Source organism: Candidatus Ruminimicrobiellum ovillum, assembly GCF_002392975.1.
GTDB lineage: Bacteria > Elusimicrobiota > Endomicrobiia > Endomicrobiales > Endomicrobiaceae > Ruminimicrobiellum > Ruminimicrobiellum ovillum.
Genome location: NZ_DGIC01000010.1, coordinates 207,904 through 228,258 on the forward strand (window position 1 = coordinate 207,904; position 20,355 = coordinate 228,258).

Here is a 20,355-nt window from a genome sequence, read left to right on the forward strand (position 1 = left end):
TCTGTCCGAAGGACACCGAAATTACTAATTACTAATTTCTAATTGCTAATTATCGTTTGGTTACCACAAGAATTTTAGCGGATCTAAGCTGACACCGTTTTTCTTAACGGTAAAATGTAGGTGCGGACCTGTAGATCTTCCCGTAGAACCGCTTTTAGCTATAATTTGACCTGCTCTTACTTTTTGACCTACTCTGACAAGAATTTTAGATAAATGTCCGTAATGAGTTATATATCCGTTTTGATGATCGATAAAAACTGCTGTTCCGTAATGTCCTACATTAGTACTTGCAACGGTAACAATACCATCTGCCGCCGCTCCTACCAAAGTTCCGGTTTTTACCGCAATATCTATTCCGCCGTGTTTGCTTACTTTACCGGTTACCGGATGTCTTCTTGTTCCGAATGTACTTGAAAGTCTACCTGCAAGAGGTGATCTGAACAAATCTCTTAAAGCATATTTTTCCTGCATAGACTCATTTAACAATTCTACCGCAGGTTTTTTACCTGGAATAAAAATATATGGTTCACTCGTTAAATCCTGAACATTATAATTCGTTTCTTTTAATACCGACTCTTCGATATTGTATTTTTCCGCTATGGATTGCCAGGTATCGGTTTTGCTTACAGGATGAAGACTTCCTCCTATCGAAGGCATTAATAATTTTTCGTTTGTGCTTACATTGTAAGTTTTCATTTGAGGGTTACAACCTATAACGGTATGGACGGAATATCCGTGTTTTTTTGCTATTCCCCAAAGATTTTCTCCTCTTTTCACTTTATGTATAAGAAATTTTACACCCTTTGTTCTTGTAAGCAAATACTTCATCCTTGCCTGAACATCACTAATGAGTTCTTGCTGTGTATATTGCGGAAGAGTTAAAACCATTGCAGACTGCAAGTTTGCTTGAGCAATTGCATGAACTTTTTTGTTTACAACAAAACAAACAACAAACAGACAAATAAAAAAAACAGACCATCTTATAATAATATTTTTCATGTTATTTTCTTCAGTTAAAAACTACCTTTCTATGGCAAGTTTACCTTTAACTTTTCTACCCTCCGATGTTTTTATATAATAAAAATATATTCCGGAAGAAATACTGTTACCGGCATTATTTTTGGCATTCCACAAGAATTCATCCGCTTCTTCAACCGTTGTTTCAAAAACTTTTTCACCGGCAACATTAAATATTTGTATATCGGTTCCTTCATCTACACCTGAAAAATATATTCCTTCTCCGCCGTATCTTCCGCCGCTGTTAGGTTTATACGGAACAGGATATACCATAATTTTTTCGGTCGGTGCTTTATTAGATAATTCTTGGGCTAATGCAAAAGATTTTCCTTTTACCGTCAAATATCCCAAATCCGCCCCGTTAGAATAAAAATGAATATATTTTCTGGTTTTATCCGGATTATATGCACAATATGTTTTTGTTCCGTTATTGTCTAATATAATATAACTTGAAACATCGGCAGTGTATTTTGTGTTTTCATCAAAGTCCGGTGTTCCGTATTTGTTAAAGAAATTGATGAAATGATAAGTAAAACTTCTTGTACCGCCATCATCAGGCTCACTTCCTTTATTTGTTTCAAAATTATCTATTGCTGTTTCAGGATCATATAAAGAAACAAGTCTCGCCCAAATATCGTACCATAACTCAGGAGTTGATCTTTCGTCGCTTACACAATCTTCATAAAATTCGTTCAAATATGTTTTATCATAAGCGAAATATGTCATTGCCGGAGTCATAGGCAAAACTTGTATACCTTTTATTGTTTGCGGGACCATAGGATAAAAAAACAAATCATAAGATATGCTTCCGGCAAAAAGCCTTCCAACGGAATTATGTTTATAGGAATCTTTCAGTATATTTTTATCTATATCAAAATAATAATATTTTATCGCTTCATACTCGTTAGAATACAAATATGCACCCAACTTTTTATATTCGTCATTATTTGTTGCAAGTCCCCACATATATATTGCACTCCATGCATTCATTGCTTCCGAAGAAGATTCTTGATCTATACCGCCGTTATCTTGTCCGCCCATACCGTTTGCCCAACTGTGAGATTCATAAAAATCAAAATGTCTCATAAACGGAAAACTTGAATCATTCCTTTTTGTGTTGGCAATATCTTTTATTAAAAGATTTACCATTTGGCCGTAATCGTTTGCAAACTCGGTATCATACATTGCAAGTATTGCCGCGGAATAAATGAAGTATCCGAAATGAAAATGGTGATCATTATATCTAAAAGAATAAAATTCGTCATCTTTTATACCTTCAAGTCCTCCCCAAGTGGTATCGTAAGCAAAATATTTGCTTTGCTCGTTACCTGAATATGTTAACCAATCCGTAAGTAGAGCTTTTAGTTTAACGGTAATACTTTTTTTTATCGTATCATCTTTTAAGTTATCCGCTATCGGTAACAAATTTGCAAGCTTTGCAATAATTTTACCCGCTCTGTAAGGATTTCCGGAAACTCCGCTTACTGAAATTGCCGCAGCATCCGTTTCCAAATATTCCGATAAATCCGTTTCTATATCGGTTAAATCATATTGAAAGAAAGGAACTATTCCTTTAAAATTGATTTTTGTCGAAAAACTACTACCTTTAGCAACTTTTAAAAGACCTCTTAAAGTATTAAAAGTTTTGTTATTCATAATATCGGTTGTCGAATATAAATTGTTGTATTGATGAGGATACAAACAAAAAATTGTTCCTTCCTGTTGCCCGGCAACATCGGTCCTTTTTGGTATGGTTGTTATACTAAAAGTGGTTTTTGAAGAATAATCGGATGAAGAAACTTCCCAATCTACTTTTGTATCCGTAACGAAATTGTAAGCATATTTATAGTAAGTGCTTACGTCTTCTAAGGCTTCTTCCAAACTTGTTGAAGGAAGAAGAGCTATCGACATATATCTGTCATTACCTGTAAAATTAATTACCGTTCTAACCCACGGGAAATAATTTGTTCCGCCTCTCAAATTGTTGCTGTCTTGAACAAATTTTGTACCTGCCGGAACGAATATTCCGTAATAAACATCTTTTGTTATAAGATGAACATGCAAAATTACGGCATCGGAAGTATATTCCAAATCCGTTTCTTCTATTTGTTCTCCGGTTATAGCATTATATAAAGTATATCCGGGAGTTGAACCGTCCCAATAGTTGCCCCACTCATACGGAAACCCTAAAGAAGGATAAGCTCCTTCACAAAATTCATAATAAGAAAAAGGGGAGCCTTGAACTATAGTTGATCTCATCCAATAATTATCGTCATTTTCCCATCTTACCGTTGCGGCAAAATCGGAATATCCGTCTAATTTTGCGGACGGGAATGAAACTGTGTATCCGTTTGAAACGGTTGTGGAAACGGAAACCGCTATCATATTGGCATAACTGTCAGCTCCAGTCTCATAATCATTGTCCTTATAACTCATTCTGTCTGCAGAATATCCTATATTCGAATATTCAATTGTAGAATGTTTTATATCCGGCAATTCTATCAAAAGACCCGTGCTTTCGGCTCTAACGACCTGCGGATATGTATACATATTTAACGAATAGTTATGATATATATTATTTATTACCGAGTTAAAAAATTTGTTTGTCGGATAAGGTGTAGAAATATTTGAAGTTATAAAAGTCGGTTCCGGAGGTATAGAGTGTGAAGGAACGGAAGTACTGAAAGAAGATTTATCTGTAGGTTGAGAAGGGGGTTGAGAAGGAACGGCTAAACAAATTGAAGAAAAAAGTATCAAAGCCGTTAACAGTACAAATGTTTTTTTCATTATACTCCTATATTTTTTTCCTGTTTATTATATTCTTTTCTGCAACATCAACTTATATTGGTTAGAAGCCGTTGCAACTCTCAAATTCAAACTGTGTCTTTTAGCATAAGCATTAAATTTGCGCATATCAAAAAAATGATCGATTATAAAATAAATACCCGCAACTCCTACAAATATACCGGCAACACCTTCCAAATCACTTTTATGCCTTGTTTCGTATATGGGAGTGTATTGTTTATTTTTTTCCAACTTTACTCTAACTTCCATAAGAACAGTTGAATCTTTGCCCAAGTTTAATCCTGTAGTACCATCGTTATAAGAAGTTTCATCTCCTTCATCATAAAAATGAGCAGATCTCTGCTTCCCTGCAGGTGCATCCGTTTGAATGGTAGAATATTCCCAAATATCTTGCCAAGTTATGGAATCTCCTTTTTTCAATTCCGTCAACTTAGAGTTTTCATCCGTATATGTGTATGTTTTAATTCTAGGATCATCATACCCCTCATCCTTCATATCTTTCATTGTAACAGGCTTTTCGTTGCTTGGAACACTACTGTCATATTTAACATCAACTATAAAATCTTCTTTATAATTAATTCCTGCTATATGATACCCTTGATTTTCTACATAATCATAATGTATATCTCCTTGTTCATCTTCATAAGAATAACGTCCATTTTTATCTATATGACGAACTGTCCCATTCTTATCAATAGCAATATACCCATCATCAAATTTATATCTGACTTCTATTGTAAGATTTTTTAAATCCACATTGCCATTGTTATAGAGAATATTTTGTTCTACTGTATATTGGTCATAATCCTTGGGATCATATCTACTTGTTTCATCTGCTTCCACTTTTTTTATTTCGTATATACTATAATCCGTAATTTTCGTAATTTTATCTTGGTCATCCTTAGTGAAATAAGTAACACCTGTATCGTTATTAAGAGATATTCCTGATCTTAGTTGATACGAAAAATCTCCTCCCGGATTTTGTATCCATTCCGAATGGGATACGGTAAGATAATCCACACTTGGTTTGGAAACATCGACTTTCTCCAAAGAAAAGCCATCGTAAGCAAGAAATCCTCCAAGCAACGTGAGCGCTATTCCGTAATATAATTTTTTATATGATTTTTTTTCTATTTCTTCATCGGCATAAGGATCAAAAGCGAATGAAATATTCGCACAAAAACATAGTGTAAGCAAAATTGATACAAATTTTTTCAATTTTATTCTCCGAAATCTTTCTTTATTGAATCCAATGTCTTAAACAATAAATCTATATCTACAGGTTTTTGTAAATATCCCTTAGCTCCCGCCATTTTTGCATTTTCTCTGGTAAAAACCGTGTCAGAACCGGTAATATAGTAAACATTTACATCTTCATTTAATTCTTTTAAATATTTATGAATGTGGTCGCCATCCAAATCGGGTAACATAACATCCAAAAAAACAACTTCGGGTTTTTCTTTCTTAAAAAGCTCAATACATTCTTCGCCGTTGGAAGCAACGACAACATCAAAACCTTTTCTTTTAATAATTCTTGCCATAGCATCTCTGGCAAAAATTTCATCGTCACAAACCAAAATTTTAATCATTTCCTCAACCAACCTAAAAAACTTTGTATATATAGTTAATTATACAATATACTTACTTTTTTTTAAAGACTTTTTTATTATGAATAATATTGTAAATATAGTATAATTTTTAATATCTTTTTAGGGGAAACTTATGAAAAACACGGCTTTATTATTAACTAACGGTAAAAACATTTTTTATATTACAAAAGCGACTTTTGAAGGTTTTTGGTTGATTATACATAACAAAAAATTTATTGTTATTACTTCTCAAATGATTTTCGGGCAAGTAAAACAACATTTTAAAAACAAAGCAAAAATCTTTATTATAAAAACTTCTTTCAGCGATGAGCTTATAGAAATATGTAAAAAATATAAAATTAAAAATTTAAGTATAGATACAACAGATATTGATTATAATCTGTTTCAACTGTTAAACACTAAACTTCAAAAAAGCAATATATCTTTTAGTGTCGACACCGATACTTTTTCAAAAAAAAGAATAATAAAGAATAAACAGGAAATTAAAAATATTCAAAAAGCATGCATTCTTGTTTCCGAAGTATTTGAAACAATAAAAAAAGCCGTTGTTCCGGGCATGACGGAACTTGATATTCATTTTAAAATTGAAGAAGAGTTTGCTAAAAAGCATGTGGTACAAAGTTTTAAAACGATAGTTGCTTCAGGTCCGAATTCGGCAAACCCGCACCATATAAGCGGTAACAGAAAAATACAAAAGAACGATGTAGTTCTTATAGATATGGGGTGTATTTATAACGGATATTGTTCCGATTTAACAAGAACATTTTTTATAGGAAAAGAAAACAAAGAGCAAAGAAAAATATGGGATATCGTAAAACTTGCTCACGATAAAGCATTATCAAATGTAAAACAAGATATGAAAGCAAGCGATATAGATTTGTTTGCAAGGCAAGAAATAAAAAAAGAAGGTTTTGAAAAAAATTTTATTCATACAACAGGGCACGGTGTCGGACTAAATATACACGAAGCGCCTACAATCGGTCAAAAATCCGAAGATATTTTAAAAGATGCCATGGTAATAACAATTGAACCGGGAATATATTTGGATAAAAAATTCGGTGTAAGAATTGAAGATACCGTTCTTGTTACAAAAAAAGGTTATAAAGTCTTAACAACCGCAAAATACTAGAAAAAACAATTAGCAATTAATGTATTTTTTGCTTTTCAAAAAATCTAAAAAAATAAAAAGCACCGAAATTTCTAATTGCTAATTACTAATTGTATTTAATTTGACAATGTATCTGCTTTTTAGATAAAATTATTAGACATATTCTAAATGAGTTTTAGATTAATTTTAATAGATGAATAGGAGAAAAAAATGATTTCCACAGCAGATTTCAGAAACGGAATGGTAATTTTAGTTGATAATGAGCCTTACCAAATAACATGGTTCCAAAACCATAAACCGGGTAAAGGCGGTGCCGTTATGAGAGTTAAGTTAAGACATGTAAAAAAAGGCGGCACTATCGACAGAACATTTAAATCCGGTGAAAAATTTGAAGAATTATCGGTAACAAGACACAAAAAACAATTCTTGTATGCCGACGGCGATAAATACAACTTCATGGATATGAATACATATGAACAAATTGAAGTTCCGGTAGAAAAGTTGGACGGAAAAGAAAAATATTTGAAAGAAAACCAGGAAATCGATGCAATATATTTGGAAGAAGAGTTAATCGGTATAGATATGCCTTTGATAGTTGAAATGACTATTATCGAAGCAGAACCCGGAATAAAAGGAGATTCCGTAACAAACTTAACAAAGTTTGCAAAAATAGAAACCGGTGCGGAAATAAAAGTTCCTTTGTTCATTAAAGAAGGCGACAGAATAAAAGTTGATACAAGAACCGGAGAATACGTAGAAAGAATTTCACAATAATTGTTTATCTGAGGTATTATGAACACTAACGAAATTAAAAAATTTTTAGAATCCATAAGAGAAACGGATATCGAAGAAATGGAATATGAATCCGGTGAAACTTCTATCTATATAAAAAAGAGCGAAGTTACACCTAAAATTGAAATTCCAAAAAAAGTTGTTGCCGAAAAAAGCAATACAATTGTTCCTATAAAATCTAAAATGGTCGGCACATTTTACAATGCCCCTGCTCACGATAAACCGCCTTATATTACTGAAGGCAGCCATGTTGAAATCGGACAAAAAATAGGTGCTATTGAAGCCATGAAAATAATAAAAGATGTTATGTCCACAGCGAAAGGTAAAGTTATAAAAACTTGTGTAGTAAACGGACAATCCGTAGAATACGGACAAGAATTGTTTTTGGTAGATACTGCCGCCGAATAACTGTAATTTGGAGAATAAAAAATGTTTAAAAAAATATTGATTGCCAACAGAGGCGAAATAGCTTGCAGAGTAATAAGAGCAGCTAAAGAGCTTGGTATAAAAACGGTTGCTATACATTCCGAGGCCGACAAAGAATCTATGCATGTAACAATGGCAGACGAGTCTGTTTGCGTAGGTCCCGCATCTGCAAGTGAAAGTTATTTAAATATTCCAAGTATAATATCCGCTGCCGAAATTACCGGAGCAGATGCTATTCATCCGGGATATGGGTTCTTGGCCGAAAATACATATTTCGCAGAAGTTTGTGAAAGTTGCGGTATCACTTTCATAGGTCCTAAAAGAAGTTCCATTGAAAAAATGGGTGATAAAATTGCCGCGAGACAACTCATGATAAAATCTAAAGTTCCCGTAGTTCCAGGTTCTGACGGTCCTGTATCGGCAGATGATCCTAACATATATAAACTTGCCGAAAAAATAGGATATCCGGTAATAATAAAAGCTACTGCCGGCGGCGGCGGTAAAGGTATGAGAGTTGTTGTAAGCCAGGAAGCTCTTAAAAATTCTATTATTATGGCACAAACCGAAGCAAAAGCAAATTTCGGTAACCCCGATGTTTACATGGAAAAGTATATTGAAGAACCTCACCATATAGAGTTTCAAATATTGGGAGACAGTAAAGGTAAAGTTGTATATCTTCCGGAAAGAGATTGTTCTATTCAAAGAAGACACCAAAAATTGGTAGAAGAAAGTCCGTCACCTTTTATTTCGGAATCCTTGAGAAAGAAAATGGGAAAAGCCGCTCAAAGTGCGGCTGAAGCCGTAGGATATATAACCGTAGGAACCGTAGAGTTTCTTGTAGACAAACATATGGATTTTTATTTTATGGAAATGAATACAAGAATACAGGTAGAACATCCGGTAACAGAAGTTGTTACGGGAATAGATTTGGTAAAAGAACAAATAAGACTTGCGGCAGGTGAAAGACTTTCATTTGATTCAAGTGCAATAAAAATAAAAAATCATGCGATAGAGTGCAGAATAAATGCCGAAGATCCCGACAAAGATTTTATACCTTCACCGGGAAAAATCGGTAAACTTTATTTACCCGGCGGACCGGGAATAAGAGTAGATACTCATGTATATTCCGGTTACACAATACCGCCTTTTTACGACAGCCTTATCGCAAAAATTATAGCTTATGCGCCTACAAGAGAAGAGACTATATCAAAAATGTCCAGAGCATTAAAAGAAGTTACTATAGAGGGAATAAAAAATACGGCTCCGCTGCATGCAAAAATTATGGCTAACGAATATTTCCACGAAGGAAATATTTGTACCGACTTTTTACCGAAATATGTTTTCAATAAATAAAAACTTGGAGGAAAGGAAAAGTGAAAAACACAATAATCTCTTTAATTCAAGAAAGTATCGATGCAAAGAAAAAAATGTTGGATGAAGGTCAATTGGTATATATACAATCCATAGCAAATAAAATAAACGAGGCTTATCAGCACGGTAAAAAAACAATTATTTTCGGTAACGGCGGTTCTGCTTGTGACGCATTACATTTTTCTGCGGAACTTGTTTGCAGATTCGAAAAAAACAGAAAAGCATTACCATCAATAGCATTGACGGAAAACATTTCTTCACTTACCGCAATAGGTAACGATTTCGGATATGAATATGTATTTTCAAGACAAATAGAAGCTTTTGCAAATAAAGGTGATATTGTTATTGCTATAACAACTTCCGGAAATTCCGAAAACGTTATAAAAGCCGTTGAAAAAGCTAAAGAAATGGGACTTTTTGTTATAGGTCTTACCGGTGAAGACGGCGGACAATTAAAACTTTTATCCGATATGTGCTACAGAGCACCTTCAAAAGTTACCGGAAGAATTCAAGAGTGCCACATATTAGTTTTACACATACTTGCAAAATTGGTAGAGGAAAAAATCTTTGCAGAATAAAAAAATCTGTTCAAGAAAAAAAATAATAGAAATCGTTAAACAACTAAAGAAAGAAAACAAAAAGATTGTTTTCACTAACGGTTGTTTCGATTTGTTACATATCGGTCATGTAAGTTTATTCCAAAAAGCAAAAACTTTGGGTGACGTTTTGATAGTTGCAATAAATTCCGATAAATCTTTAGCGGGACTTAAAGGGCCTAAAAGGCCGTTGGTTCCGCAAACAGACAGAACAAAATTGTTGGCAGCATTAAGTTGTATAGATTATGTTGTAGTGTTCGGTGAACAAACTCCTTACGAATTGTTAAGCAAATTAAAACCGGATGTTCTCGTTAAAGGCGGAGATTACAAGATACAAGATATCGTCGGCAGAGAATTTGTAAAAAAAGTTTACAGATATCCGCTTGTTGAAGGGAAATCGACAACCAACTTAATAAAACTTATCGTTGAAAGATATGGAAAAATCGCAAAGTGATTTTTCGTTGAAGGGTTGAATGGTTGAAAAGTTGAAATTGGAAAAAAGATTCATAAGAATTTTAGATACTAACTTAAACAGATGTAAAGAAGGTCTGCGGGTGGTTGAAGATACCTGCAGATTTGTTTTGTGTGACGATACTTTATACAAAAAAATAAGAAAAGTAAGACACTTATCATCAAAATATTTAACCGACCAATATGAACAAATGCTTAATGCAAGAGACAGCATAAAAGATTCCGGCAGAAAAGCTAAAGAACAATCAAGACAAAATTTAAGAAATATTGTAATAGCAAATTTTAAAAGAGCCGAAGAATCTTTAAGAGTATTGGAAGAATATTCAAAAATTATAGATTTTAGTATTGCATTGAAATATAAAGCTTTGAGATACGAAGTATATGCAATAGAAAAAAAGATGTTCTTGAAATACAAGAACATCTTTTAAATATAAATTATAAATTGTCGTTTTATCTTATCACCGCAACTTTAAATATTTTTTTCTTGGAACTGTTTTTTATCATTATAAGATATACTCCGGGCGCAACATCTTCCCCTTCCGAATTTTTGCAGTCCCATGTTATTTTTCTAAATCCATCATCAGTATATTCAGTATCATCCACAGAATAAGATCTTATAAGTTTTGATGTTAAAGTAAAAATTTCAACACTGAATTCATCTACAGTTGTAGGAAGATTTATTATATTTATATATCCTTGTCTTGCAGGATTAGGAAAACATACAACATTTGATAAATCATCAACGATAACGACATCTTTTCCATATGCAAAAGTCATTAAAGAAGAGCTCGAAGATATTTCGGAAATTTTTATACCGGACAACTTTCCGTCATAACTTTTGCTGTTGGGACTCGATGTACAATCATCATTAAAATAAGACACGGTATTGTTTCTAAAGTAATCTGTATCGGTACCATTAAAACCGGGACTCATACAAGGAAAATGCGCCCAATTAGATGTGCCGGAACCGGCTTCTTCCAACGAAACTAAATAATGAGTATTATATCTTGTATCATTACCACGATCTTTTTTCATTGTTTCATCAATATGATAAATCAATATACCTCTTTTGCTTCCCGGCATTTCCTTATCAAAACCTACTGCTTGCCTGTTTTCCATAAGGAAATATTCCTTTGAATTAAAACTTGAAGGAGCAAACTTGTAAAAAGCTTCATCATCCGTAGCAGATTCTCCTATAGTATTTATTCCTTCAACAGCTCTTTTACAGGTTATCCATCCCAACTCATTTTTACACCAAACACTCGGATGTGCAGGACATGCACCATCACTCCCGTTCCACTCTCCGCCGGCCATTAAACAAAAATCTCCCAAACCACTGGTATAATACGACGCATCATATAAATCCGGCAATCCAAAAACATGTCCCGTTTCATGACAAAGAACTCCTATTCTTATAAGACCTTGATTACCGTATTTGCCTCTTCCCGCAGGTTCTGTTTGATAAGATTCAAATGTGATATTATCCAACGTAATAGGTTCTATGAACCATTGATGAGACCATATAAAATCAAGATTTCCGCTTTCAGCACCGCCGCCGGCATGAAGAATAGAAAACACATCGGGTTTATTGGAATTAGGCCACAATCTTTTAAAATCATAACCTTGATTATCCAACTCTTCCAAAGAACTTCTTATTGCCTCTTGAAGTTTTGCAACGGCCGCATCTTCACCGCCAGGCTGATTCCAAGAAAACTCTTTATAACTTTGGTTTAATGTTATGATAGGTGATATAACGGTATTATATTCAAGCTTACCATAAGAAGCCTCGGTAAAAAAATCTTTTACCGAACCTACTGCTCCATCTGCACTATATCCCTTTTTATTAAACAAATTATCGAATGCCGCTACAATTTGGCTATCAGTCGAATTTTTAAAAGGAGGATTATCGCTGAATTTTAAATCTTTAAATTCTATCAACAACACAAAATTGGTTTTTTTCCCGGTAACGGAAGCTGCTTTTTGAACTCCGTCTATACTTGCCGTTTCGGAATTTATATTCGAACGTAAAATTTTTTGAGTTCTGGAACTACGTTCCAATCTCTTTTGGTCCGCTCTAAAAAACTTATTATTATCCTTTAAAGATTTCCTTATATTTAATTGTGTCGGTTTTATTTTTCCTACAAGATTTGCGGACGGTTCCAATTCACCGAAATCATTTTGTTGGGCATACGACCAAACTTTTGTTTGCGTATCTTGTATAATGGTATATCCTTTATCATCTTCAAACCAGCTATAAAATTCATCTCCTAATAATCTGATATTTATCTCTGTGCCATCGGGTTGTGTTTCTTTTATGATTTTAGGATTTGCCATTACGGCAAAAGATGTTTCCGATAATGTAAACATTAAACTAAAAATAATAAATAATAAAGATATTTTTTTCATAATATTAAAAATTTACCCTAAGTGTAAACATATGCACATTACCTAAATCTCCTTTAGGTAACCAAGCATAGTCAACAAAACAATTTGTAAAATTAATTCCCAAACCGATAGTTAAATTTGTAAGAACGGGATTATTGGTACCGTTATATTCTTTGCCGGGAATAATATAACCGAATCTCATATCAATTTTATCCACTTTTTTTTCTATAGCCAACTTTAGTTCGGATAAGTCCTCATTATAATAACTGTCAAACTGAACAATTCCCGTCATGGTTTCATTAAAATTACCGGTCAATCCGCAATAAATTTTTGTAGGAACACTATATCCATCAATATCGGATCCGAAATTATCTATACCTAATGTGACGAAAACATCGTTTGAAACGAAATATAATCCGTCTAACCCCGCTAAAAAACCGGAATAACTCACATCATCTATTTTTTGTTCTATATATTTTAATGATAAACCTACAGATAAAGATTCTCCGATTCTTGTTCCGTAAGAAAGATTAAAAACTTTATCGTTGGCACTGAAAGAGCCATCTTCTTTATATCTGCCGTCATCATCCAAAATTTTATCCATTTTACCCGAATCGAAATAACAAAAACTAAAATTTATTCCCGAATTTTTATTTAAAGGAACATTTACGGCTCCAACACTATATCTCATATCTTCAAGATACACAACATGCGACAATGTTAACGAACGAAACAAAAAAGGAATTAGTGAGGAATTGGATAAGGCCGATATTTCGCCGGAAATTGATGTATTTGCAAGTGCGGCATCGTATGCGGTCATAGGCATTTGCAAAATTTGAAACATTGTCGTTCCGACACCTTTTGCAAATACAACTTGTGTAAATATTATAACCGACAAAAGTGTTATAATAATTTTTGATTTCATATTCACAAATTATAACCTATTATTCCTTTTTTATCAATAAAAATTTAATATGATACTATCTAACAGAATTTATTATATCTTTTAGCGGTTGAACTTTATTTAAAGAATAAAAATGTATTCCGGGAGCACCATTTGATAAGAGTTCTTTACATTGATTTATAGCAAATTCTATGCCGGCTTTAACAATTTGTTCGGGATTATCTTTGATCGGAGCAAAAATTTTATGAACTTTTTCCGGGACGGTTGCTCCGCATGTTTTACAAAACTTTATTAAACCGTCATAAGATGTTATCGGTAAAATTCCGGGAATTATTCTTTTTATTATACCCGCACTTTTTACCGATTTAACATAATCAAAATAAATTTGATTATCAAAAAAAAGTTGAGTTATTATAAAGTCCGCACCGCAATCAATTTTATGTTTTAAATATTTTATATCAGACTCTCTCGTAGGTGATAACGGATGCATTTCGGGAAAACCGGCAACACCCAAACAAAAATCTTCTTTATATTCCTGTCTTAAAAAAGTTATTAGTTCACTGCTGTGTTTGTAGTTATCTATACCGGGAACCATATCGGGATTATCTCTCGGAGGATCTCCTCTTAATGCAAGAATATTTTGTATACCTTTGGCTTTTATCTTTTTTACTATTTCGTGTATTTCGTCTTTAGTATGGCTTATGCATGTTAAATGTGCCATCGATGGAATATCGTAAGCTTTTTGGATATGTTCAACCAATGCTAAAGTTTTATCTTTGTTTCCGCCTGCAGCGCCGTAAGTACAAGAAACAAAATCGGGTTTTAACAGAGAAAGTTCCTTTAATGTTTCATGTATTAATTTTATATCCCCTTCCGGAGTTTTCGGAGGAAAGATTTCAAAAGAAAAAGTTTTTTCTTTTTTTTCGAAAAGTTCTTTTATTTTCATTTTATTTGTTTTTATCCTGCGCAATTCTGGAAATTGCTTTATCAAAACCCAAATCTATTATCGTATCGACAATATTTTTTATTTTGTCCAATACCGAATTCATTTTTTCCGTATCTTCGTCATTGAATCTTGATAAAACAAAATCTACTATTTTTGCATATTTGGGTAACGGGCCCATACCTAACTTCATTCTCGGGAAAGCAGTTGTTCCGGTTTGTGTAATAATTGAATTTACACCGTTATGTCCGCCGGAAGAGCCTGTTGCTCTAAATTTATATTCACCTGTAGGTATGGAATAATCATCATACAAAACAAGCATATCTTGAGGTAAAATTTTATAATATTTTAAAAGAGCTACAACCGGAAACCCTGAATTATTCATAAATGTCATCGGTTTAGCTATAAGTATATTTTCCCCGTTTCTTTTATAAAATGTAATACTCGCCATATCATTCCAGTTTTTCCAAGAAAGATTTTCTTGTTCGGCAATTTTATCAACTGCTTTAAAACCGAAATTATGACGAGTATTACTATATTTTTCGCCCGGATTACCCAAGCCTACAACAAATTTAATATTATTACTCATATCTAACTATATACAACAATCTAATTTGAACACTTTAATAATCAAAATAATACTATTTTATTTTGCTGAATAGTTGAACGAGCTTTGCTCTGGTGAAGAGGTGAGTGGTTTATCGGTATTTTTATTATTTATCAAAAATTGCTTTGCAATTTTTACAAAAAACCTTTCAACCTTTCAGCCTTTCAACCTTTCAACGAACAAATTATTTCTTTGCACCTTCTGCAGGAGCTGCAGCACCTTCTTCTTCTTTCTTACCTTTGCTTATAACTTCAGGAGCTTGTGCTTCTGCTGTTTCTGCAGGTTTTTCTTCTTCAACTGTTTGTCCTATAACTGTAACAACTACTGCATCTTTATCGTGGTGAACATATTCAACACCATCAATCTTAGGCAACTGTGCAACGGTGATATCATCTCCAACTTTCAATGCCGTAACATCAACACTGATTTTGGACGGCATATCTGTAGGTAAACATTGAACTTTTATTTCTCTCATAACATGTTCCAATGTACCGCCTGCATTTTTTACACCGTCTGCAATACCTTCAACGTGTATAGGAACAAGAATTTCAATTTTTTCGGTTAACGAAATTGATTGAAAATCTATATGGTTAGGAGCTTGTGTAAGAATATGTCTTTGCAATTCTTTAACAATAGCCGGCTTCGAAGAATCTTTGAATTTTAATTCAATGATAACATTTGCTCCTTCTTTTTCTACTATAGACATAAATTTCTTTGCATCAACACTTATTGCTATAGGTTGTTCCTTTTTACCGTAAAACACTGCCGGAACTTTTCCTGAACTTCTAAGAACATTCAAGTTTTTTGATACATCTCTCATTTCTGCTTCTAAAACTACCTGCTTCATAACTTCCTCCATTTATATTTCTGCTATTTATTTTTAAACGAAAAGCGTATTCAAAGACTCATCGTTATATATTTTTGTTATTGCTTCCGCAAGCAAAGATGCTATAGACAACACTTTAATTTTAGGCAAATTTGCATCGTGTGTAATAGAATTTGTTATAACAACTTCTTCCAAAGCGGATTTTTGTATTTTATCAATAGCTTCTCCGGACAAAACTCCGTGCGATGCTGCCGCATAAACCTTAAGTGCTCCCGCATTTTTTATTGCATCGGCAACTTTTGTTAATGTTCCGCCTGTATCTATCATATCATCAAGAATAATTGCATTTCTTCCTTTAACATCACCGATAATGTTCATTATAGCTGCTTCGTTAGGTCTTGGTCTTCTTTTATCTACGATAGCCAAATCAGCATTTAAAAGTTTTGCGAAAGATCTTGCTCTTTCCACACCGCCTGCATCCGGTGATACAACTATAGGATTATCTAAATTCAAATCTTTAAAATATTGGAACAAAACCGGTCTTGCATACAAGTGGTCAACGGGAATATCAAAAAATCCCTGAATTTGTCTTGCATGTAAATCTACGGTTAAAACTCTGTCTATTCCGGAAGCCGTTATAAGGTTTGCTATAAGTTTTGATGTAATAGGAACTCTCGGTTCTGCTTTTCTGTCTTGTCTTGCATAACCGTAATAAGGAATAACAGCCGTTATTCTTCTTGCGGAAGCTCTTTTTAAAGCATCAGCTATTACCAACAATTCCATAATATTTTCATTTACAGGAGCACATGTAGGTTGAAGAATATAACAATCCGCACCTCTTACACTGTTTGTAATTTTTACCTGGATTTCTCCGTCACTGAATCTTCCTATTGTAGCAGGACTTAATTCTATTCCCATTTTTCCGGCAATTTCTTGTGCTAATTTTGGATTTGCATTACCTGCGATAAGTTTTAGCTTCATTTTGTCCTCTTATTTTTTTCTTACTTTTACTATTTGTCTTGCCCTCGCTATAGTCAGCTTATTTGGCGAGACATTATCGGTTATTGTCGAACCGGCAGCTATAAGAACTTTTTTCCCTATGTTTACCGGAGCAACGAGATTTACGTTAGAACCGACAAAAACATCATCTTGTATAACTGTTTGAAATTTGTTTTTGCCGTCATAGTTGCAAGTGATTGTACCTGCACCTATGTTTACATTTTTACCTACTGTTGCATCACCTATGTAAGATAAATGGTTAATTTTCGAACCGTATCCTACAACGGATTTTTTTACTTCACTGAAATTTCCTACTTTAACGTTTTCTTTTAATAAAGATTTCGGTCTTATATGCGCAAAAGGTCCTATTTTTACACCTTTTTCAATTTCCGATTCTTCAATATAAGAATAAGTTATAAAAACATTTTCTTTTATTACGGAATCCGTTATTGTCGTATCAGGTCCTATAACACAATTGTTACCGATTTTTGTTTTACCTTCGATAAATGTGTTAGGTTTTATTATTGTATCCTGACCTATAACAACATCGCTGTCTATATATGTTGTTTTAGGATCAACGATAGTAACACCGCTTGCCATAAGCTCATTGTTTTTTCTTATCCTTAAAATATCTTCGGCAACGGCAAGTTGTTTCCTGTCGTTTACACCTAATATTTCTTCTTCGGTAGTTAATGCTACGGCATCGGTTTTATAACCGTCTTTATTTAATATTTCAATTACATCGGTAAGATAATATTCTTTTTTGTTGTTTTTATTATCCACCTTATTTAATGCTTTCCAAAGAACCTTCAAATCAAAACAATATATACCGCTGTTTATTTCTTTAATCTTTTTTTCTTCATCGGTTGCGGACTTTTCTTCAACTATACAACTAACCGTTCCTTTTGAATTCCTGACTATTCTGCCATAACCGAACGGATTTTGTACCATGCCCGATAAAACGGTAGCATTGTTTTTATTTTTTGTATGATATTTCAATAAATCTTTAATGGTTTTAGCTTTTACAAGCGGAGTGTCACCGCACATAACAATCAACTGCCCGTCAAGATTTTTTAATTTATTTTTAGCCTGCAAAAGAGCATGTGCAGAACCGAGTCTTTCTTTCTGAAAAACATAGTCTGCATTATATTTTTCCAAATGTTCAATAACCAAATCGGAACCGCTGCCTACAACTACTACAAGTTTTTGCATTTTTACCGCACTGTTCAAACAGTCTATCACATGAGAAATTAACTCTTTCCCTGCAACTTTATGCAAAACTTTCGGCAAACAAGACTTCATTCTTGTTCCTTCACCGGCTCCAAGTATCACACCATAAATATTGTTCATAATTTACCTACATTATATTAGCCTTAGAATTTTACAAAATTATTATATGTTTTTCAAACTTAAATATAGTATAATTAGCATTATGAAAGGGAAAAATATAAACAATTTAGGTGAGTTCGGACTAATAGATTTTATAAAAAAACACAATTCAAAGCCGAAAAGTTATCATAATGTGTGTTTGGATATAGGTGATGACTGCTTTTCTTTCAATCCGCATACAAAAGCAAAATATATAGTAACTACCGACATTTTAATTGAAAATGTTCACTTTAAAAGGCAATGGGCAACAGCAAAACAAATAGGGCAAAAAGCAATAGAAGTAAATGTAAGCGACATTGCTTCAATGGGCAACACAAAACCTTTGTATGCTTTTATTTCGATTGGCATACCTAAAAACACTTCTATTGATTTTGTAAAAGAATTGTTTAATTCAATAAAAAGTACCTGTGATAAATACGGTATACATCTTTCGGGAGGCGATACGGTTGGTGCAAAAGATATTACAATATCAGTAACTTTAGTAGGCATATGTTACAACAAACCTATACCCCGTACGGGCGCAAAAAACGGAGATTTAATTTTTGTCACCGGAACTTTCGGAGACAGTGTTGCCGGTCTTGAAATATTATCAAAAGCCAAAAAGAATCTAACCGCTTGTGAAAAAAATCTCATAAAAAAACATTTGGGTCCGCAGGCAAGATTAAAAGAAGCCAATTTAATATCAAAAGCGATAAAAGTTACATCCATGACAGATTCTTCGGACGGACTTTTTAAATCCATAGAATTATTAACCGAAAATAAAGGTGCTGTTATAAACATGGAAAAGATACCTTTATCTCAAAATTTAATAAAATATACCGATAAAGATTACAATAAATTATGTAACTGTGCTTTGTTCGGCGGTGAAGAGTTCGAACTTGTTTTTACGATAAACAAAAAAGATAAAACAAAGTTGGAAAAACTTTTACCGAATGCAACTTGTATAGGATATATAAATAACGGAAAGGTAACATATTTACAAAATGGTAAAACAAAAAAAGTTAAATTCAACGGATATAAACACTTTTAAAAACAAAACTTTTTATACCGAAACCGACACCCAAACAAGAGAATTGGGTAAAAAGTTTGCTTCAATATTAAAACCGAAAGATATAGTTTTTTTTAACGGTGATTTAGGTGCTGGCAAAACAACTTTTATTCAGGGAATTTTATCATATTTCGGAATAAAAAAGTTTGTCAGAAGCGCAAGTTTTATGCTTGTAAGCGAGTTTGAATCGAAACTCTGTCCGATATATCATTTGGATTTGTACAGACTTAATGAAAACAACACTTTGGATTTGGGTATAGATGAATACCTTTTCGGTAACGGCATTTCTTTAATTGAGTGGTGCGACAGATTAAAATATTATAATATTAAACAAAGATGGGAAATAAACATAGATTACACCGATACAGGCAGAAAAATTAAAACAGAGAGATTTTTATGAAAATTTTAGCTATAGAATCTTCAGGATCATCATTAAGTATAGCAATAAGTGAAAATTCCAATATCGTAACGGAATATTTTTATAATGCGGGAAAAATTCATTCAGATGTTTTAGTTCCGTTGGTAGAAAAAATAGTTAAAGGTGCGAAATGGGAACTTAAAGATATCGACAAATTTGCCGTTTCCTGCGGGCCGGGAAGTTTTACAGGAATAAGAGTTGCAATGTCGGTAATAAAAACATTGGCACAAACATTAAATAAACCGATAGTTTCATTGGACACATTGGAAATATTAAAAAATCAACTAAACATAAAAAACATAAAAATCGTTCCTGCAACAGATGCATTAAGAAACGAAGTTTATGTAAAAGAAAAAGAAAAAATTGTTATAGTTCCTATAGAAATTTTTGTAAAGAAACTAAAAAAGTATAAAGATAAAATAATAATCATCGGTAATGCTGTTACTACTTACAACAAAATATTATCAAAAGAATTAGGTAAAAGTTCCGTAAGTTTGCAACCAAACTTACATTTCCCGAAAGCTTCAACTCTTGCTCTTATGGCAGAAACTGTTGAAGGAACATCATTTAAAAATGTAGAACCTATATACGGCAGAAAATCTTGGGCGGAAGAAAAACAAAAATAAAAGGGGTGTAATAT

Annotated in this window: 21 protein-coding genes; 10 read left to right on the plus strand and 11 right to left on the minus strand. The window is 33.2% G+C overall.

The window, feature by feature from the left end:
* Window positions 1-60 precede the first annotated feature (60 nt).
* The 4 genes from B2Y85_RS05525 to B2Y85_RS05540 are packed head-to-tail and all read right to left on the minus strand — an operon-like array spanning window position 61 to window position 5,411.
* Window positions 61-999 carry a peptidoglycan DD-metalloendopeptidase family protein gene (locus B2Y85_RS05525; RefSeq protein ID WP_372519477.1) on the minus strand — a complete coding sequence of 313 codons (939 nt, stop codon included), beginning with the start codon at window positions 997-999 and terminating at the stop codon, window positions 61-63.
* Window positions 1,000-1,020: 21 nt separating this feature from the next.
* Complete coding sequence (locus tag B2Y85_RS05530; RefSeq protein WP_372519478.1) at window positions 1,021-3,804, minus strand: glycosyl hydrolase; 2,784 nt, start codon at window positions 3,802-3,804, stop codon at window positions 1,021-1,023.
* Between the two features lie 27 nt (window positions 3,805-3,831).
* On the minus strand, window positions 3,832-5,040 hold the full coding sequence (locus B2Y85_RS05535; protein WP_372519479.1) for a hypothetical protein: 1,209 nt from the start codon (window positions 5,038-5,040) through the stop codon (window positions 3,832-3,834).
* 2 nt (window positions 5,041-5,042) lie between these two features.
* Complete coding sequence (locus B2Y85_RS05540) at window positions 5,043-5,411, minus strand: response regulator (protein ID WP_372519480.1); 369 nt, start codon at window positions 5,409-5,411, stop codon at window positions 5,043-5,045.
* 133 nt (window positions 5,412-5,544) lie between these two features.
* On the opposite strand from B2Y85_RS05540, the gene B2Y85_RS05545 reads away from it, so the two are divergent.
* The 7 genes from B2Y85_RS05545 (at window position 5,545) to B2Y85_RS05575 (ending at window position 10,624) form a co-directional block, all read left to right on the plus strand.
* Window positions 5,545-6,561, plus strand: coding sequence for a M24 family metallopeptidase (locus B2Y85_RS05545; RefSeq protein ID WP_372519481.1), 1,017 nt, complete (start codon window positions 5,545-5,547; stop codon window positions 6,559-6,561).
* Window positions 6,562-6,750: 189 nt separating this feature from the next.
* Window positions 6,751-7,314: an elongation factor P gene (efp, locus tag B2Y85_RS05550; protein WP_372519482.1), complete on the plus strand. Its 564-nt coding sequence runs from the start codon at window positions 6,751-6,753 to the stop codon at window positions 7,312-7,314.
* Between the two features lie 18 nt (window positions 7,315-7,332).
* Window positions 7,333-7,740, plus strand: a complete 408-nt coding sequence (locus tag B2Y85_RS05555; RefSeq protein WP_372519483.1) for an acetyl-CoA carboxylase biotin carboxyl carrier protein — start codon at window positions 7,333-7,335, stop codon at window positions 7,738-7,740.
* A gap of 21 nt (window positions 7,741-7,761) precedes the next feature.
* Window positions 7,762-9,111 (plus strand): acetyl-CoA carboxylase biotin carboxylase subunit, encoded by a 1,350-nt coding sequence (accC, locus tag B2Y85_RS05560; RefSeq protein WP_372519484.1) that lies wholly within the window; start codon window positions 7,762-7,764, stop codon window positions 9,109-9,111.
* 20 nt (window positions 9,112-9,131) lie between these two features.
* Complete coding sequence (locus tag B2Y85_RS05565) at window positions 9,132-9,707, plus strand: D-sedoheptulose-7-phosphate isomerase (RefSeq protein ID WP_372519485.1); 576 nt, start codon at window positions 9,132-9,134, stop codon at window positions 9,705-9,707.
* On the plus strand, window positions 9,697-10,179 hold the full coding sequence (gene rfaE2 / locus B2Y85_RS05570) for a D-glycero-beta-D-manno-heptose 1-phosphate adenylyltransferase (RefSeq protein WP_372519486.1): 483 nt from the start codon (window positions 9,697-9,699) through the stop codon (window positions 10,177-10,179). Before B2Y85_RS05565 ends, rfaE2 begins: the two co-directional genes overlap by 11 nt.
* Before the next feature lie 19 nt (window positions 10,180-10,198).
* Window positions 10,199-10,624, plus strand: a complete 426-nt coding sequence (locus B2Y85_RS05575) for a thiamine-phosphate pyrophosphorylase (protein WP_372519487.1) — start codon at window positions 10,199-10,201, stop codon at window positions 10,622-10,624.
* Between the two features lie 22 nt (window positions 10,625-10,646).
* Here B2Y85_RS05575 and B2Y85_RS05580 read toward each other — a convergent pair whose 3' ends face one another.
* The 7 genes from B2Y85_RS05580 to glmU form a co-directional block, all read right to left on the minus strand.
* Complete coding sequence (locus tag B2Y85_RS05580) at window positions 10,647-12,602, minus strand: M6 family metalloprotease domain-containing protein (protein WP_372519488.1); 1,956 nt, start codon at window positions 12,600-12,602, stop codon at window positions 10,647-10,649.
* Window positions 12,603-12,606: 4 nt separating this feature from the next.
* Window positions 12,607-13,512 (minus strand): hypothetical protein, encoded by a 906-nt coding sequence (locus B2Y85_RS05585; RefSeq protein ID WP_372519489.1) that lies wholly within the window; start codon window positions 13,510-13,512, stop codon window positions 12,607-12,609.
* Between the two features lie 49 nt (window positions 13,513-13,561).
* Window positions 13,562-14,431, minus strand: a complete 870-nt coding sequence (gene metF / locus B2Y85_RS05590) for a methylenetetrahydrofolate reductase [NAD(P)H] (RefSeq protein WP_372519490.1) — start codon at window positions 14,429-14,431, stop codon at window positions 13,562-13,564.
* Window position 14,432: 1 nt separating this feature from the next.
* Complete coding sequence (pth, locus tag B2Y85_RS05595) at window positions 14,433-15,017, minus strand: aminoacyl-tRNA hydrolase (RefSeq protein WP_372519491.1); 585 nt, start codon at window positions 15,015-15,017, stop codon at window positions 14,433-14,435.
* Window positions 15,018-15,219: 202 nt separating this feature from the next.
* A complete protein-coding gene (locus B2Y85_RS05600) occupies window positions 15,220-15,882 on the minus strand; it encodes a 50S ribosomal protein L25 (RefSeq protein ID WP_372519492.1) in 663 nt (220 codons plus the stop codon).
* Window positions 15,883-15,915: 33 nt separating this feature from the next.
* Window positions 15,916-16,842: a ribose-phosphate diphosphokinase gene (locus B2Y85_RS05605; RefSeq protein WP_372519493.1), complete on the minus strand. Its 927-nt coding sequence runs from the start codon at window positions 16,840-16,842 to the stop codon at window positions 15,916-15,918.
* A 9-nt stretch (window positions 16,843-16,851) separates the two neighbouring features.
* Window positions 16,852-18,210 carry a bifunctional UDP-N-acetylglucosamine diphosphorylase/glucosamine-1-phosphate N-acetyltransferase GlmU gene (glmU, locus tag B2Y85_RS05610; protein ID WP_372519494.1) on the minus strand — a complete coding sequence of 453 codons (1,359 nt, stop codon included), beginning with the start codon at window positions 18,208-18,210 and terminating at the stop codon, window positions 16,852-16,854.
* An 82-nt stretch (window positions 18,211-18,292) separates the two neighbouring features.
* Here glmU and thiL point away from each other — a divergent pair, with 82 nt between their 5' ends.
* The 3 genes from thiL to tsaB are packed head-to-tail and all read left to right on the plus strand — an operon-like array spanning window position 18,293 to window position 20,341.
* Window positions 18,293-19,279: a thiamine-phosphate kinase gene (gene thiL / locus B2Y85_RS05615; protein WP_372519495.1), complete on the plus strand. Its 987-nt coding sequence runs from the start codon at window positions 18,293-18,295 to the stop codon at window positions 19,277-19,279.
* The gene (gene tsaE, locus B2Y85_RS05620) at window positions 19,233-19,697 is read left to right on the plus strand and encodes a tRNA (adenosine(37)-N6)-threonylcarbamoyltransferase complex ATPase subunit type 1 TsaE (RefSeq protein ID WP_372519497.1); all 465 of its coding nucleotides are present in this window, start codon (window positions 19,233-19,235) and stop codon (window positions 19,695-19,697) included. Before thiL ends, tsaE begins: the two co-directional genes overlap by 47 nt.
* A complete protein-coding gene (tsaB, locus tag B2Y85_RS05625; protein WP_372519498.1) occupies window positions 19,694-20,341 on the plus strand; it encodes a tRNA (adenosine(37)-N6)-threonylcarbamoyltransferase complex dimerization subunit type 1 TsaB in 648 nt (215 codons plus the stop codon). The genes tsaE and tsaB overlap by 4 nt, the downstream gene beginning before the upstream one ends.
* Window positions 20,342-20,355 lie beyond the last annotated feature (14 nt).

Coding starts and splice junctions, on each gene's coding strand:
- B2Y85_RS05525 (WP_372519477.1), bottom strand. CDS start 999: ATGAAAAATATTATTATAAGATGGTCTGTTTTTTTTATTTGTCTGTTT.
- B2Y85_RS05530 (WP_372519478.1), bottom strand. CDS start 3,804: ATGAAAAAAACATTTGTACTGTTAACGGCTTTGATACTTTTTTCTTCA.
- B2Y85_RS05540 (WP_372519480.1), bottom strand. CDS start 5,411: ATGATTAAAATTTTGGTTTGTGACGATGAAATTTTTGCCAGAGATGCT.
- B2Y85_RS05545 (WP_372519481.1), top strand. CDS start 5,545: ATGAAAAACACGGCTTTATTATTAACTAACGGTAAAAACATTTTTTAT.
- efp (WP_372519482.1), top strand. CDS start 6,751: ATGATTTCCACAGCAGATTTCAGAAACGGAATGGTAATTTTAGTTGAT.
- B2Y85_RS05555 (WP_372519483.1), top strand. CDS start 7,333: ATGAACACTAACGAAATTAAAAAATTTTTAGAATCCATAAGAGAAACG.
- accC (WP_372519484.1), top strand. CDS start 7,762: ATGTTTAAAAAAATATTGATTGCCAACAGAGGCGAAATAGCTTGCAGA.
- B2Y85_RS05575 (WP_372519487.1), top strand. CDS start 10,199: ATGGTTGAAAAGTTGAAATTGGAAAAAAGATTCATAAGAATTTTAGAT.
- B2Y85_RS05580 (WP_372519488.1), bottom strand. CDS start 12,602: ATGAAAAAAATATCTTTATTATTTATTATTTTTAGTTTAATGTTTACA.
- metF (WP_372519490.1), bottom strand. CDS start 14,431: ATGAAAATAAAAGAACTTTTCGAAAAAAAAGAAAAAACTTTTTCTTTT.
- pth (WP_372519491.1), bottom strand. CDS start 15,017: ATGAGTAATAATATTAAATTTGTTGTAGGCTTGGGTAATCCGGGCGAA.
- B2Y85_RS05600 (WP_372519492.1), bottom strand. CDS start 15,882: ATGAAGCAGGTAGTTTTAGAAGCAGAAATGAGAGATGTATCAAAAAAC.
- B2Y85_RS05605 (WP_372519493.1), bottom strand. CDS start 16,842: ATGAAGCTAAAACTTATCGCAGGTAATGCAAATCCAAAATTAGCACAA.
- glmU (WP_372519494.1), bottom strand. CDS start 18,210: ATGAACAATATTTATGGTGTGATACTTGGAGCCGGTGAAGGAACAAGA.
- thiL (WP_372519495.1), top strand. CDS start 18,293: ATGAAAGGGAAAAATATAAACAATTTAGGTGAGTTCGGACTAATAGAT.
- tsaE (WP_372519497.1), top strand. CDS start 19,233: ATGGTAAAACAAAAAAAGTTAAATTCAACGGATATAAACACTTTTAAA.
- tsaB (WP_372519498.1), top strand. CDS start 19,694: ATGAAAATTTTAGCTATAGAATCTTCAGGATCATCATTAAGTATAGCA.